Below are 14,981 nucleotides of genomic sequence, written 5' to 3' on the forward strand. Positions count from 1 at the left end.
TGCCATCCTTCTCTGCAAATGGCATTTATATGTCAACAGGTCATGTTGAATATGCAAGCTTGAATGGAACGCATATTTTTAAACTTATTGGTGAAGTGCGTGCCCAATCTTGTATAAGTCTGGACAAACTACTGGCAAGGATTGAACAACAGGAAAACGTCATTGGCGCCATTGTTGATTTAACCGAAACCACATTTATCGACAGCACAGTTTTAGGTATTCTGGCAAAGTTAGGCTTAAAGCTGAAACAGGTTCACCATATCCAGGCTGTCATGTTATCTACCAATCCCGATATCACTACGCTGGCCAATAGCATGGGGCTCGGGCAGGTTTTTGTCATCCTGAATTATTGCAGTGATCCAACCGTATGTACCCGGACACTGATTGATGACAATATCACTCACAACAACATGCTGTGTACCGTACTCGATGCACACAAAACCCTGATGAAACTCAACCAGAGTAATCAGAACATGTTTGAACCCCTGGTCAAACAGCTTGAAAAACAACAGGACACCATGGAACCGGTATCAGCAGGCAAGTAAGCCCAGTCATCACACGGGTATGAGCCCATGACTTTTCTTTGTGTTACCCAGATGAATGCCCAGAATGACATTGAAGCGAATTTCAGTATCATTGAATCATTGCTGCAACAAAGTCAGACGCAGGGAGCTTCCCTGATTGTCTTTCCTGAAAATTTTGTCTGTTTTGCCGCCGGAAGACAACGGGAAACCGCAGAACAGTTTGAAGTCATTCAGCAACGCCTGGAACAGCTGGCCCATCGCTATCAGATATGGATTATCGCAGGAACCCTGCCCTGTCCATTCCGTCCTGATGGTTCTGCCATTACCGATGGCCGTGTCCGTACGGTCAGTCTATGCATCAGCCCTGAAAAAACTGAAGCCCGCTATGACAAAATTCATTTGTTTGATGTGCAGGTGGATGATGCAGTCGGTGGTTATCAGGAGTCAAAATATTTTGAACCAGGAACAGAGCCTGTGGTCGCCCGCACACCATTCGGTGATATTGGCCTGATGGTCTGTTATGACCTGCGTTTCCCTGAATTGGCGCTGGCGCTGCGCGCAAAAGGCGCACATATTTTAACGGCGCCTTCGGCATTTACCCATACCACCGGTCAGATGCACTGGCAATTGCTGTTGCAGGCCCGTGCCATGGACAGTCAATGCCAGTTGCTGGGCGCAGCTCAGCAGGGCTGGCATGGTGAAAAACGTCAGACCTGGGGACACTCAGCAGCCACTGACAGCCTGGGGCAGCTGATGGATATGATTGAGACCGAAGGAACCGGATTGATTACTGTTCCATTCGATATGGAAAAACAGGATAAAATCCGCAGATCCATGCCCCTTATACAACATCATCAACTGATCAGATTTTAGCGACATTCACACCAGACAGGCCGCCAGCTTTAACATGATGGGTCCTAAGACCACTGCTTCCCCTCATCAATGGCTAAGCAGGCTTACAGCATCCATTGCGTTTTCAATTTTCCGGATCTGATCAAAGCCACCAATGGATATAGCATGGATAAAAATTACAAAAACACCGCTTAATTTCCCCATAAAATCCGACAGGATAAAAGTCCGTCAAATGCTATTGGGATAAATCACATGTCTTTAGAAAAGATCTTATATACCGCCCACGCAAAAGCAACCGGAGGACGTGATGGCAGTGCGACCTCATCAGATGGAATTCTGGATATCAAACTGGCGGTGCCCAAAGAAATGGGCGGTGCCGGTGGTGGCACCAACCCGGAACAGTTGTTTGCAGCAGGATATTCTGCCTGTTTTCTCGGTGCCATGAAGTTTGTGGCCAACCGGGATAAATTCAACATCAGCCAGGATGCCTGCATTGAAGGTGAAGTCAGTATTGGCCCCATTGCAACCGGTTTTGGTATTCAGGTAAAGTTAAACATTCACCTGGAAGGCATGAATGCTGACGAAGCCCATAAACTGGTGGATGCCGCACATATTGTCTGCCCATACTCCAATGCCACCCGTGGCAATATTGATGTGACCCTGAATGTCATCACCTCATAAACCCTGTCACCAATGGATCAGCTTATTCTGCTGATTCATTGGTCACACGCAGCACTTCTTCCATCGTCGTTTTACCTGCCAAAACTTTACGCAAACCATCATCCCGGATCGAACCTGATTGCTTCCGGGCATAATTTTCCAGCTCATATTCCGCGGCATTGCCATGGATCAGACGGCGCATCTGATCATCAACAGGCGCAATTTCATAAATCGCGGTACGTCCCATAAATCCGGTATGGGAACAATGATCACAACCATTCGGAACAGGCAACTTTAAGTTTGCATTGGCATCCAGATGCAGAAACACCCCCTTTTCAAAATCATCCGCCTCACGCCAGCCATGGCAATGTGAACACAGAGTCCGCACCAGCCGCTGTGCAATCACACCAATCAATGAACTGGCCAGCAGGAAGGGTTCAATACCCATATCCTTTAACCGTGTCACAGCGCCAATGGCCGTATTGGTATGCAGAGTGGACAGGACCAGGTGACCGGTCAGTGATGCCTGAACCGCAATTTCAGCCGTTTCAAGATCACGGATCTCCCCGACCATCACCACGTCCGGGTCCTGACGCAGCATGGCTTTTAAGGCACGGGCAAAGGTCATATCCACCTTGGTATTGACCTGAGTCTGTCCAATACCTTCCAGCTGATATTCAATCGGATCTTCTGCTGTCAGAATATTCCTGGAGCCATCATTCAAGTCTGATAACGCCGCATAAAGTGTGGTGGTTTTACCTGAGCCTGTCGGACCGGTCACCAGAATAATCCCATGCGGGCGATGCACAAGCTGTGTCAGACGGGCATAGTCATCCGGCATTAACCCCAGATGTGTCATATTCAGTCTTCCGGCCTGCTTGTCCAGCAAACGCATCACCACACGTTCACCATGTGATGAAGGCAAGGTTGATACCCGCACATCCACTTCACGCCCGGCAAGGCGCAGCGAAATACGACCATCCTGTGGAATACGTTTTTCTGCAATATCCAGTTTCGCCATGACTTTGATCCGTGAAACCAGCAAGGGTGCCAGTTCACGACGCGGCTGTACAATCTCACGCAACTGGCCATCCACCCGTAAACGTACTGAAAGCTTTTTCTCAAAGGCTTCAATATGAATATCGGAAGCACTGACACGAATGGCTTCAGACAGTAAGGCATTAATTAAGCGGACAATCGGCGCATCGTCTTCCTGATCCATCAGATCTTCCATTTCTGGCACCTGATCGGCAAGACTGAGTAAATCAGGATGATCCTCAAGTCCGGCAGCCACCTGCTGGGATTCTCCGGTCTCACCTGCATAGCTGGAACTGAGCATATGATTAAAGTCAGTTTCACTGCATAACTGATGCTGTGCAGAACACCCCAGATAACGACGCGCTTCCTGAATGGCTATAGGCGCGGTATCCTGACGGCGTACGATATAAACCTGATCACCTTCGTAACGCAGCAGCACACCGTGCCGTTTTGCGAAACTATAGGGAATTTGTATTTGTTTGAGTACTTGCATTACATCTTATAATGATCATTAAAATAGCTTTCAGTGTACTCTAAGCATATTGCAGCGTGAAGTCTGTTTTTTAAAGAATGTAATATAAGGATAAATGCCATTGTCCAGCAATCATGAACACCTGGAACCGGAACTCTCCAACTTAAAATGGTGGGGGGAACAGAAATTTGAGCTGAATCAGGCCAGGGCATGGCAATTCGGTTCAATGATCGTGCGCCTGACCCGCGGACTTCAGGAGTGGCGCCTGGAATATCATCGTCCACAGTTCCAATATGACTACGAGCAGCGCTGGAATCATATTCAGGATGTGAATTTTGCATTCCCTCAGCCGGTACATGTTGAACGCTACATGTTCCGGGAAACCCATGACACCTTCCAGCTGATGCCACGCCTGGCTGACCGCTCTGTGGTGATCCGGCCGGTTGATCCGATTTATATTCCTGCCGGGCAACGGGGTACGCTGTATATCAGCACGCCATTATGGATTTCAGGATTTGCCCCGGATCAAAAGGAACCCCTGTTTGATTTTCCGGTCATTTTACCCAAGGATACATGGTTCGGCCCCAATCATCGTACCGGTGAGATGTGCTATGCCACCGCTGTGGATGGCCGGACCGAACTGAATTTACTGCGCCCAAGAGCATTCCGCGCGGTCACTCCCATTATTTTTCATAATATCAGTCATCATCAGCTGCGTTTTGACCGGATGAATGTTCCAGTTCCGGCTCTGCCCTTATTTTACAGTGAAAGTACCGGACGTTTATGGACATCCCAGATAAAAGTCTTCCATGAAGGCAGTGACCGTCTGCCCAGAATTAAAATTGATTCCCGTACTCCACCACTGGCAGGTGAAGTGATTTATGTTCACCCACCACGTTCTCCGGGTGGTGCCCTTTTCAATATGTTTGATTCATTTTTTTAGGAGTCCGGCATGGCAAATTCAATCAGTATTCCTCAGGATATTGCAAGCAGCCTGAAAGGGATTTTCACCAATATCAATACCGATCGTCTCAGTGAAATCCTGGTTGCATTTTCACTGGCCTTATTGGGCTTTTTACTGGCACGGCTGGTTTCCAACACCTTTGTACGGACCATGGGCGCCCGCTTTAATGCACATCAGCAACTGGTGTGGCGACGCGGTATTTTTTATTTTATTTTCCTGTTATTTGTCATTGCCAGCTTAAAGGAGGCCGGCTTTAAGCTCAGTGTATTCCTGGGGGCGGCAGGCATTTTAACCGTCGCGCTGGGTTTTGCCTCCCAGACCTCGGCCAGTAACCTGATCAGCGGTTTATTTCTGATTGGTGAGGGTTCCTTTGAAGTCGGAGATACCATTCAGATCACCCTGATCCGTGGTCATACCATTGAGGGAGATGTGATTTCCATTGACCTGCTGTCCGTCAAATTACTGACCTGGGACAATATTTATATACGGTTACCCAATGAACAGCTGATCCGGGCACCGGTACACAATCTATCCAAATTTCCCATACGGCGTATTCCCATCAGCCTGGCCATCAACTTCAATGAAGATATCATTAAGGTTCGTGAAGTCCTGCTCAAGGTCGCCAGTGATTACTCACTGGTACTGGCAGACCCGAAACCGCGGGTCAGTGTGACTGCTTTTGGTGATTCGTCCATTGAGCTGCTATTTACCCCCTGGTGCAGACAGGAAAATTTCATACGGGTCAGAGATGAAATTCATGAGCTGATCCGCAATGGTTTTATGGACAATCAGATTGAAATTCCAGTGCCTAAAATTGGTTTTGCCAACCGTCCATTGACCCCGCATAGCGCTCTCAGCAATGAAGATATTGACCTATACAGCAACAACAGTGAAGTGAAACGCGAACCCAGGACCTGACTGGCTTGATCTGAGTATGCTCCGGATTGCTGTCAGCTCCGGAGCATGGACCTTATATGCGTTCCGTCAATCGAAAATCTGATCGATTCAGGTCTGTCCTGGAGACACTTTACTCATCACTTACATTCCCGACAGAAATTGATCAGAAAGACCATAAATAGAAATAACAAAACGCTTTTTCAAATCTCATCACGCTGTCTGATAAAAATTCAGCTATAACAACCGCTACAGTTTTTCGGGAACAGGTGCAATATAGGCAATGATCAGCATGACAAAACCAGCCCCCAGAAATGAAATGACCCGGGTCAGTGTACCGATATGAGACAGATCCAGCAGGATCAGCTTCAACGTCACCAACACCAGTATACTGCCGCCCAGAATCCACATGGAACGCAACTGCTTCTGACTGGCCAGCCGCATGGTCACCAATGCCAGACTGACCCACAATAGGGTCAGACTCAGCTGAACGGTCGCACTCTGCCACAGCGCCAGTGCATTATACGGCGTACCCAGGTAGACATGCAGCGCCCGTAGAACAACATAACTGCTTAACCATAGCAGGCTCAGCACCACCATGACTGCCACAATCCCCCGCTCCATCCCGTTTTTCAGCTGTACGGACAGCGCCCACATAAAACCGGCCAGCATCAGTAAACTGACCAGATCGAAGGCATTCAACAGCGGAAACCAATACCCCACAAAGGCCTGCCGAGAAAACAATTGTGAACAGATCATCCAGATGATCATGAACACCAGACTGCTTTTACTCTGCCAGAACATCTGCCAGTCATCCGCTCTACGCCAGTAACACCATGCACAGAACAGCAGCGGTAAAATGACAATGCTGATATAGGGCATTGCAGGAATCAGGCTCAGACTCATCATACTCAGACTGGCAAATACACCGGCACTGACCCATTCCTTTTCCGAATGCACAGCACTGACAGGCCTCAGCCACACGACCGTTAATAGGCCACCGGCCACAGCAAAGCCCCATCGCTCAAATGCCGAATGCCAAATCAGCATGCCCTGTTCACTGCGATCAATCAGCAGCACCAGTGCAAAGATAAATACGGGAACCAGCCCTAGCCATTTGGGAGCCAGCCATGACCACCCTGCCTGACGAAACAACAGCAACTCATTGATTATAAAATGGAATAAACTAACCAATAGCAGGCTCATCACATACTGGCCGGGACCTGTGAACTGATCCATCAACAACGCCAGCAGCATGGATGTTGCCGACAATGTCAGCATACTGAAAAACACCACAGTCGCCGTGCTGAGTTGTTGACGGAAGCGTTCCAGACTGTTGGCAATAATCACCACGGCAAAATAACTCAGGCTGAGAATCCAGTGGATGCTGTCTGGAAATGCCTGCTGTTCTACCAGATCATACAGCGCGGACAATCCGGCCAGTACCAGTAAGCCCATCGCCAGATAACGGCTGATCACAGCATTTTTATGCAGTGCATAAATGAAGATAATCAATCCCTCAACTGCCCAGCCAGCCACGCTCCATGGTTCAGGCAGCAGAATCGGCGGGATCAGGGTCAGGAAAATCAACATCAGACTGAAATAGCTCTGGGAAATCAGCTGAATTGACTGGTTTTTTTTCGCCAGCTGATACAGTCCTGCATACAACAGGGCAAATCCAGCACTGAATGCAGCCTGTATGGTTGCTTCCTGGAAATACATCAGATAAAGAAAAATATAGGCAATGATCGGTGCACCAAAAATCAACGCAATATCCAATGCAGGTTTCAGTCTGAACCGTTCAATATCCTGCCTGGCAATCAGCTGGCTGAATCGAAAACTCAGCCATATAAAAACTGCGGCATGCGCCAATACCAGCCCGCTCAATGCGCTTCTTTGCTGTACATCACCATATAAAAATGCGTAGCTTCCACCGACCAGCACTGTCATTAAAAAGGACATCTGATTCAGAATTTTCCAGGGACGCAATGTACTTAAAACAACAATGGCCAGATTAATCACCAGATAATAAGCAATCAATTCAACCGCTGTGGCATTGCGAACCGGCAGGGTAAATGGTGCCAGACCGGCAATCATCAGCGCCATTAAAGCAAGTTCAATCGACTGCTGACGCAGGCTTAAGATCAGAGTCACCAGCATGATGCCGGCAAAATACAGACTGACGGCAAAAAACGAACCCAGCACCTGATTGTAATACGCAAAAAATAGTGTCAGAAACAATCCTGCCTGGCCCAGTCCTTCGAGTGCCAGACCAAAACTGCGATTCCTGACTTCAGTCCAGTAGCCCAGTCCGGTCACCATACAGCTGATTCCGGCAACAATGGCAAGTTTCAGACCAAGGCTGAACTGCCAGTGTTCCGTGGCAAAACGCAGCAGCAGAATAATGCCCATCACCAAGATTAAAATGGCGACTTTTAAAACCGGATTGCCCAGTAAAAACCATTGCCGGAGCTGATCAGTCAGCCCACTCTCCTGTGTTGTCGATGCTGCCACAGGCCGATGCCCGGATACATCCATTGATCGAACCTCGGGTGCAGCCGTGAAAGGTGTCTGTTGCAACTGAAACTGTATCTGGTTTAAATAGGTTTCAAGCCGCCTGAGCCATCGCAGCAGGAAATAAATCCAGACCGTAATGCCAAGGCCGGTCATCCAGCCCCAGTTCATGAGCCCGCCGGTGACAATAACAATAGAAGAAAGATAAAGTGGAACCCTGGATGTGGTCTGAACCGGCAAGTGAGTCTGATCTGCCAGTGCATCTACAGGTTTCTCAATCGCATCCACAAACTGCATGACACTCATGATCAATGCCAGACCACAGATATAAGTCAGTGCGTGTACATCCAGAAACCAGGCCCCGACCGCTGCAATGATCAGTAACATCAGCCAGATCATGCGAATTTCACTCTGCCCTTTCAGCATTTTATGATTATCTCTTTCCTTTATGTCCCCGATCATAACATCAGTGTTTTCCGCAGTGACTGGGCTTTCATCAGATATTCAGTAACGCTCAGTAAGCATGTTTCTGCGCAACTTCATAAAAATCACGTACAATAAAACCGTTATCTGAATTAGGATTTTTTCAATGCCACCATTTGTACTGGTTGATGGTTCATATTTTCTGTTTCGCGCTTATCATGCGCTGCCACCACTGACCACATCAACCGGGCTGCATACCAATGCAATTCGTGGTGCAATCTCTGCCATTCAGAAACTGATGCGCCGCATTCAGCCGACCCACATGGCGGTTATTTTTGACACGCCTGAACCGACATTCCGGCATGAGCTTTCGCCCATTTACAAGGGGGATCGGCCAAGCATGCCGGATGAACTTTCCCAGCAGATTCCCTACCTGCACGCTCTGATCCGTGCACAGGGCATTCCGCTGTACACCCTGCCCGGTGCTGAAGCAGATGACGTCATTGGCACACTGGCCAAACGTGCAGAAAAAGCCGGCCACCAGGTGCTGATTTCCACCGGTGACAAAGACATGGCACAGCTGGTCACCGACAAGGTCACCCTGGAAGACAGCTTCAAGGACAAACCCATGGATGTGGATGGGGTATTTGAAAAATTTGGGGTGTGGCCCAATCAGATCATCGATTATCTGACCCTGATGGGAGACGCCTCTGATGGTATTCGCGGCGTTCCCGGTGTCGGTGCCAAGACTGCGGCCAGACTGCTGACCGAATATGGTTCCATTGGCGGCATCCTGGAAAATATTGAGCAGATTAAGGGAAAAGTCGGTCAGAGTATCCGGGATAATGTCGAAGGCATTGCACTGGATCATCAACTGGCCAGCATTGTCTGTGATCTGGACATCGCACTGACGCATGAGGACCTGAAACTCTGTGATCCGAATACAGACGAATTACGTCGCCTGTATACTGAACTTGAGTTCCGTAATCAGCTGCAATCGCTGGATCATCCAAACAACCCGAACAGTACGGTCTACAAACAGACCTCCACCGTGATTGAAACAGCTGCACAGCAGACCAGTGACATGGTGACCGAAGACCAGGCCATCCTCACCAGTGTGGATGATCAGCTGGGACAGGCCACCTACCACACTATATTGACCCAGGCAGACTGGGAACAGTTCTTTGCCCGCCTGAACAGTGCAAAACGCTTTGCCATTGATACTGAAACCACCAGCCTTGATTATCGTGTAGCTGAAATGGTGGGCTTTTCCGTGGCCTTTGATGCAATGGATGCCTATTATATTCCGCTGGCGCACGACTACGAAGGCGCACCTGAACAACTCAATCGTGAACAGATCCTGGCTCAGATCAAACCCATTCTGGAAAATGCCGGAATTGAAAAAATTGGTCATCATTTAAAATATGATGCACATATTTTTGAAAATCATGGCATCCATTTACAGGGCTGGTATTTTGATACCATGCTGGCCTCCTATGTACTGAATGCCGTGGTTACACGTCATGGCATGGATGACGTCGCCCGGGTTTATCTCAGTCACTTGACCACCACCTATGAACAGGTGGCGGGGAAAGGGGCAAAACAGAAAAGTTTTAATCAGATTGAGATCGAAACAGCAGCACATTATGCCGCTGAAGATGCACATGTCACCTGGCGCCTGTACGAAGTTCTTGACCATAAACTGAAACAGATTCCTGAGCTGTCCCATATTCTGCATCATATTGAAATGCCTGTAGCCAGTGTTCTGGCGACCATGGAAGAAAATGGGATTGAACTTGATCTGGGCTTCCTGGATCAGCTCAGTGTGGACTTTGCCAATACCATTCAAAATCTTGAAAATCAAATTATCGAAATCGCCGGCGAATCTTTTAATGTCGGCTCACCCAAACAAGTCGGTGAAGTTTTATTTGAAAAACTGGGATTAAAAGGTGGCAAAAAAACAGCAACTGGACAATATAGTACCTCTGAAGCTATTTTGGAAAAAATTGACCATCCAATTACACAACTGATCATTGAGTATCGTGGTTTAACCAAACTGCGAAGTACTTATACTGAAGCTTTAGTCAAACAAGCAAATCCCGATACCCACCGCGTACATACCAGTTACCATCAAGCCTTAACAGCAACAGGTCGTTTGTCTTCAACCGATCCCAACCTACAGAACATTCCAATACGTGAAGAAATTGGTCGTCAGATTCGTAAAGCCTTTATTGCACCGCAAGGTCGTGTACTGCTGGCAGCCGATTATTCCCAGATTGAACTGCGTCTTATGGCCCATTTTTCCCAGGATGATGCATTGGTTGATGCCTTCAAAAATGGGCAAGATGTACACCGTCGTACAGCATCTGAGGTCTTGGGTGTCGCGCTGGAAAATGTGACTTCTGACCAACGCCGCCAGGCCAAAGCAGTGAATTTTGGCTTATTGTACGGTATGTCTGAGTTTGGCTTGATTCGTCAACTGGGCTTTACCCGTGAAGAATCGCAAAACTATATCAAACAATATTTCCATCGTTATCCGGGTATTTATGAGTATATGCAACGTACCCGCCAAGTCGCATTGGAACAAGGTTTTGTAGAAACCATTACAGGTCGTCGTTTATACACACCAGATATTGATGCTCGAAATATGATGGTCCGCAAAGGTGCTGAGCGTGCTGCGATTAATGCGCCACTGCAAGGCTCTGCGGCTGAAATCATTAAAATGGCGATGATAGAAGTCAATAAAATCTTACCCAGCAATCAAGCTAAACTTTTGCTTCAGGTCCACGATGAACTGGTCTTTGAAGTGGATGCAGCTGTTGCCAATACACTTACATCAAAAATTGCAGAGGTCATGCAAAATGTAGTCAAACTCTCGGTACCATTGGTGGTGGAAGTCGGTCAGGGCAAAAACTGGGGCGAAGCGCATTAAGCCTTTAAAAAAACTCCCTAACTTTCTGGAACAGGGTTAGGGAGAGATCATCTTTTGTTGAAAATATACTTAATGTTATATTTTAACATTCATAAAAAAGGACTCTATTGAGTCCTTTTGCTATTTGAACTGGTGAATTAAAGACCGATAAGTAGAATCTCTGCCACTTTATTCATTAATATTTCAGCAATCCATAATGCCAGGAAAGCAAGAATTGGAGAAAGATCAATCATACCCATATTTGGCATGATACGGCGGAACGGCGCCAATAAAGGCTCAGCCAGCTCTTGAATCACTTCAATATAAGGTGATCTGGACTGAGTAAACATCACCACCCAACTCAAAATAATTGTCGCAAAAATTAAATAACGACAAAAACGAATTAAATCCTGAATCATGGTCACAAAAGTCAGAATAATTAAATGTACTGGGCTATTTGGTATCGCACCCTGCAAATACATCGTGCCAAAGATTTTCAGCAGATATAACACTACAACTAATACTAAAGCTGCTGTATTGACACGCCCCTTGCCCAACGCCGGAAAAATACGACTGAAGATATCGACAATCCGGGTGGCCTTTACAGTCGACAACACCACTGGATTATATGGGCTGACCATCGCCAGCTGCATTAAAAATCGGAAGAATACGAGTAAAATCGCCACGTTAAGAACAATGCCATAAATGTCAGCAGGACTTGCACCCATAAAGAAATTTTCCTAATTAAATCAAATTATTTCGTACTGTCACTTAATTCCTGCGCCAGCTCCTGGCTGCGTTTTTGTGCAGCCGCCAGCGCAGTCTGAATGTTCTGTGAAATCTGAGCACGATCAAAAACCTCCAGCGCCGCCTGGGTTGTCCCATTGGGTGAGGTTACATTTTTTCGTAGTTCTGAGGGCGAATCCGGACTGGTAATTGCCATCTGTGCAGCCCCAAGTGCTGTCTGCAACGTCAATGCTGTTGCAACTTTTTCGTCCAGGCCCATATTTTTTCCAGCACGGATCATGCTTTCCATCATATAAAAAAAGTAGGCCGGACCTGAACCGGAAACTGCGGTTACCGCATCAATCTGTGCTTCATTGTCAACCCAGATGGTAAAACCTGTCGCAGCCAATATCTGGCTGGCCAGCTCACGGTCCTGAGCATTCACTGCATCTGTTGCAAAAATACCATGTGCTCCTGTCTGAACCAATGCCGGGGTATTCGGCATGACCCGAACAACCCGGCCTGTACCGGTCAGCACGGCAATGGTCTTAATCTCAGCACCTGCCACAATTGAAACAATCAGCTTCCCCTGAAACAGACCCTTCAATGGCTGCAGGACTGAGGTCAGTACCTGCGGTTTGACTGCAAGTACCACCACATCTGCATGCAGAATTGCAGCTGCATTATCATCGGTGACATGTACATCTTCTTCCTGTAATAATTGCCTTATTTTTTCAGCAGGATCTGAAACTGTGATGCGGGTTGCCGGCAGACCACGACTGATCAAGCCGCCAATTAAGGCCTGCGCCATATTCCCGCCACCAATGAAACCGATATTACAATTTAAAGCTGTACCCATGAATCACACTCGACATTAAATTCCTTCACCCATCGATCAAATCCGGCTGCCATCCCCCCGCTTCACAATACCTGGATTGCGCCAGCCAGAAACCTTCCGGTGTAAAAACACCAAGCATAACATTATCCATACTTAATATTTGAATTGTATGACGCATCCACGGAAAAATATGTGCATCCTGGATGATTTTTTTCAGTGGCCGACTGCCCGTCCGGCCATAAAGGTGAATTTTCTCACCACCAGCCCGATGTTTTAAATTGAGTTTTTCACCAAGCAACGCAACAGACAAGCCCATCCGCATACGTTCAATCTGAAACAGACCTGAGTCAAGCCGTATCGACTGATCCAGCAAAAACTTAACCTGCTGGTCCGGTACCTGCTGCATAGACCTTTCTGCCTCATAAACGGCTTTGTCCAGCCGGTACAGCACCTGCTGAAAACGTACATAATAAAAGCCATTCCAGTGCAATGCGGCCTGTGCATCCACTCTGGAATGAATGACTTCATGCTGAAGCCGTTGCACCATATCAAAGGGGGGCCGGTACCTATGTTCTCCCTGCATCCATGCCGAAAGCAATTGCCGTTGTCGGGCAGTAGACAGCTGGCTGAGTTTTTCCAGTTGCAGTTGCCCGGCATGACCGCATGCTGCCAGATCCTGTTTCAGCACGTCGTTCAGAATCTCGTCTGCATCCTGCATCAGATAACTGCTGCGTGCCAGTGCCTGCTGCATGCCGGGATAACGATGCTGTAAAACCGGCCACAGTTCCTGTCTGCACCATGCCCGGTCATAATGCGTATCCATGTTGGTCGGATCATCGACATAATCCAGCCGCAGTTGCTGTGTCCACTGAGCAATCTGCTCACGACTGATGTCCAGCAAGGGGCGCCAGATCATCAGCCAGTCACGGGCATCCACCGCTTGCATGGCAGATAAGCCACGCACCCCGCTACCGGTCAATAAGCGCAACATGACGGTTTCAGCCTGATCCTGCTGATGGTGCGCCAGTACCAGTATCTCATCCGGATTCAAATGCTGCCGATATGCCTGATACCGTGCTTCACGTGCCTGATTTTCCAGATTTCCTCCAGCCACATGAACAGACTGAACCATACAGGGCACATTCAGCTGCCGGCACTGCTGCCGGACAAACAGCGCCCAATCATCACTGACGGACTGTAACTGATGATTGATATGAATCGCGCGGATTTTCCCGGGGAAAAGCTGTGACATCAGATGCAGCAGTAACATGGAATCCATGCCACCACTGCACCCGATCAGAAAAGTGCTGTTTTCAGCAAGCAGGCTGGATTGTTTTAGGACATCAAGCCTGAATTGTTGCTGCCAAACTTCATTAAACGTTGGTAACGTGCTTCGCATCGTTCTTCAGCACTCATGGGTTGTAGTTCATCCAGGACCTGTTTCAGTACAATTTTCAACTGGTTCATGACCTGTTCAGGATGCAGATGTGCTCCCTCACCTTCATCAACCACATGTTCAATCACACCCAGTTCCATCAGTTTATCTGCAGTCAGCGCCAGCGCCTCACTGGCCTGTTCCGCTTTTTCCGCAGTTTTCCATAAAATGGACGCACAGCCTTCCGGTGAAATCACCGAATAAATACTGTGTGACAGCATAATCACCCGATCTGCCACCCCAATGCCCAATGCACCGCCTGAACCGCCTTCTCCCAGTACGGTCGCAACAACAGGAACCCTTAAACTGGACAGCTGCGCCAGACTGGCAGCAATGGCCTGCGCCTGGCCACGCTCTTCTGCACCCACACCCGGGTATGCGCCCATGGTGTCAATAAAGGTAAAAACCGGCAGGCCGAAACGCTCAGCCATATGCAGTAAGCGCTGCGATTTACGGTAACCTTCCGGATTACTCATGCCAAAATTATGCTGTAATTTTTCACGGGTACTGCGGCCACGGTGCTGGCCAATCACCATCACAGGCTGACCTTCAAAACGTGCCAGACCACCGACCATTGCACCGTCATCGCCAAATACACGGTCACCATGCAGGGCGTCGAACTCGGTGAAAATGTCACCCACATAATCCAGGAATTGCGGACGGTCAGGATGACGTGCAATCTGCACCGTTTTCCAGGTTTTAGATTGAGCAGCTTTATTTTTCATAAGTC

Annotated in this window: 12 protein-coding genes; 6 read left to right on the plus strand and 6 right to left on the minus strand. The window is 48.0% G+C overall.

All coding sequences use genetic code 11. The features are described from left to right. Positions 1–29 precede the first annotated feature (29 nt). From gigB to ACT6PV_RS11180, 3 genes are all read left to right on the plus strand, one after another. The gene (gene gigB, locus ACT6PV_RS11170; RefSeq protein WP_445116421.1) at positions 30–545 is read left to right on the plus strand and encodes an anti-anti-sigma factor GigB; all 516 of its coding nucleotides are present in this window, start codon (positions 30–32) and stop codon (positions 543–545) included. Positions 546–572: 27 nt separating this feature from the next. Then, entirely contained in the window at positions 573–1,397 is an 825-nt protein-coding gene (locus ACT6PV_RS11175; RefSeq protein WP_445116422.1) for a carbon-nitrogen hydrolase family protein, read from the plus strand. A gap of 231 nt (positions 1,398–1,628) precedes the next feature. Further along, entirely contained in the window at positions 1,629–2,057 is a 429-nt protein-coding gene (locus ACT6PV_RS11180; protein WP_445116423.1) for an organic hydroperoxide resistance protein, read from the plus strand. A 22-nt stretch (positions 2,058–2,079) separates the two neighbouring features. Here the strand turns inward: ACT6PV_RS11180 and gspE are convergent, their stop codons facing one another. Continuing rightward, entirely contained in the window at positions 2,080–3,567 is a 1,488-nt protein-coding gene (gene gspE / locus ACT6PV_RS11185) for a type II secretion system ATPase GspE (RefSeq protein WP_445116424.1), read from the minus strand. 94 nt (positions 3,568–3,661) lie between these two features. On the opposite strand from gspE, the gene ACT6PV_RS11190 reads away from it, so the two are divergent. Continuing rightward, a complete protein-coding gene (locus ACT6PV_RS11190) occupies positions 3,662–4,489 on the plus strand; it encodes a hypothetical protein (protein WP_445116425.1) in 828 nt (275 codons plus the stop codon). A gap of 9 nt (positions 4,490–4,498) precedes the next feature. Beyond that, complete coding sequence (locus ACT6PV_RS11195) at positions 4,499–5,428, plus strand: mechanosensitive ion channel family protein (protein WP_445116426.1); 930 nt, start codon at positions 4,499–4,501, stop codon at positions 5,426–5,428. A gap of 225 nt (positions 5,429–5,653) precedes the next feature. Here ACT6PV_RS11195 and ACT6PV_RS11200 read toward each other — a convergent pair whose 3' ends face one another. Further along, entirely contained in the window at positions 5,654–8,344 is a 2,691-nt protein-coding gene (locus ACT6PV_RS11200) for a DUF2339 domain-containing protein (protein WP_445116427.1), read from the minus strand. A gap of 163 nt (positions 8,345–8,507) precedes the next feature. Between ACT6PV_RS11200 and polA the strand changes: the two genes are divergently transcribed. Continuing rightward, positions 8,508–11,273, plus strand: coding sequence for a DNA polymerase I (gene polA, locus ACT6PV_RS11205; RefSeq protein WP_445116428.1), 2,766 nt, complete (start codon positions 8,508–8,510; stop codon positions 11,271–11,273). A gap of 137 nt (positions 11,274–11,410) precedes the next feature. Here the strand turns inward: polA and ACT6PV_RS11210 are convergent, their stop codons facing one another. Genes ACT6PV_RS11210 through ACT6PV_RS11225 form a run of 4 tightly spaced genes read right to left on the minus strand, consistent with a single transcriptional unit; the run spans position 11,411 to position 14,976 of the window. Next, positions 11,411–11,980 (minus strand): YggT family protein, encoded by a 570-nt coding sequence (locus ACT6PV_RS11210; protein WP_445116429.1) that lies wholly within the window; start codon positions 11,978–11,980, stop codon positions 11,411–11,413. Positions 11,981–12,006: 26 nt separating this feature from the next. Next, the gene (proC, locus tag ACT6PV_RS11215) at positions 12,007–12,837 is read right to left on the minus strand and encodes a pyrroline-5-carboxylate reductase (RefSeq protein WP_445116430.1); all 831 of its coding nucleotides are present in this window, start codon (positions 12,835–12,837) and stop codon (positions 12,007–12,009) included. Between the two features lie 25 nt (positions 12,838–12,862). After that, positions 12,863–14,215: a tRNA lysidine(34) synthetase TilS gene (tilS, locus tag ACT6PV_RS11220; protein ID WP_445116431.1), complete on the minus strand. Its 1,353-nt coding sequence runs from the start codon at positions 14,213–14,215 to the stop codon at positions 12,863–12,865. Then, the gene (locus ACT6PV_RS11225) at positions 14,152–14,976 is read right to left on the minus strand and encodes an acetyl-CoA carboxylase carboxyltransferase subunit alpha (RefSeq protein ID WP_445116432.1); all 825 of its coding nucleotides are present in this window, start codon (positions 14,974–14,976) and stop codon (positions 14,152–14,154) included. Before ACT6PV_RS11225 ends, tilS begins: the two co-directional genes overlap by 64 nt. Positions 14,977–14,981 lie beyond the last annotated feature (5 nt).

The organism is Acinetobacter sp. WZC-1 (assembly GCF_052544965.1).

What these genes read in the sequence shown, in the direction of transcription:
- ACT6PV_RS11190 (WP_445116425.1), top strand. Translation starts at nt 3,662, where the DNA reads ATGCCATTGTCCAGCAATCATGAACACCTGGAACCGGAACTCTCCAAC.
- ACT6PV_RS11175 (WP_445116422.1), top strand. Translation starts at nt 573, where the DNA reads ATGACTTTTCTTTGTGTTACCCAGATGAATGCCCAGAATGACATTGAA.
- polA (WP_445116428.1), top strand. Translation starts at nt 8,508, where the DNA reads ATGCCACCATTTGTACTGGTTGATGGTTCATATTTTCTGTTTCGCGCT.
- ACT6PV_RS11210 (WP_445116429.1), bottom strand. Translation starts at nt 11,980, where the DNA reads ATGGGTGCAAGTCCTGCTGACATTTATGGCATTGTTCTTAACGTGGCG.
- gspE (WP_445116424.1), bottom strand. Translation starts at nt 3,567, where the DNA reads ATGCAAGTACTCAAACAAATACAAATTCCCTATAGTTTCGCAAAACGG.
- ACT6PV_RS11180 (WP_445116423.1), top strand. Translation starts at nt 1,629, where the DNA reads ATGTCTTTAGAAAAGATCTTATATACCGCCCACGCAAAAGCAACCGGA.
- ACT6PV_RS11200 (WP_445116427.1), bottom strand. Translation starts at nt 8,344, where the DNA reads ATGCTGAAAGGGCAGAGTGAAATTCGCATGATCTGGCTGATGTTACTG.
- ACT6PV_RS11195 (WP_445116426.1), top strand. Translation starts at nt 4,499, where the DNA reads ATGGCAAATTCAATCAGTATTCCTCAGGATATTGCAAGCAGCCTGAAA.
- gigB (WP_445116421.1), top strand. Translation starts at nt 30, where the DNA reads ATGTCAACAGGTCATGTTGAATATGCAAGCTTGAATGGAACGCATATT.
- tilS (WP_445116431.1), bottom strand. Translation starts at nt 14,215, where the DNA reads ATGCGAAGCACGTTACCAACGTTTAATGAAGTTTGGCAGCAACAATTC.
- ACT6PV_RS11225 (WP_445116432.1), bottom strand. Translation starts at nt 14,976, where the DNA reads ATGAAAAATAAAGCTGCTCAATCTAAAACCTGGAAAACGGTGCAGATT.
- proC (WP_445116430.1), bottom strand. Translation starts at nt 12,837, where the DNA reads ATGGGTACAGCTTTAAATTGTAATATCGGTTTCATTGGTGGCGGGAAT.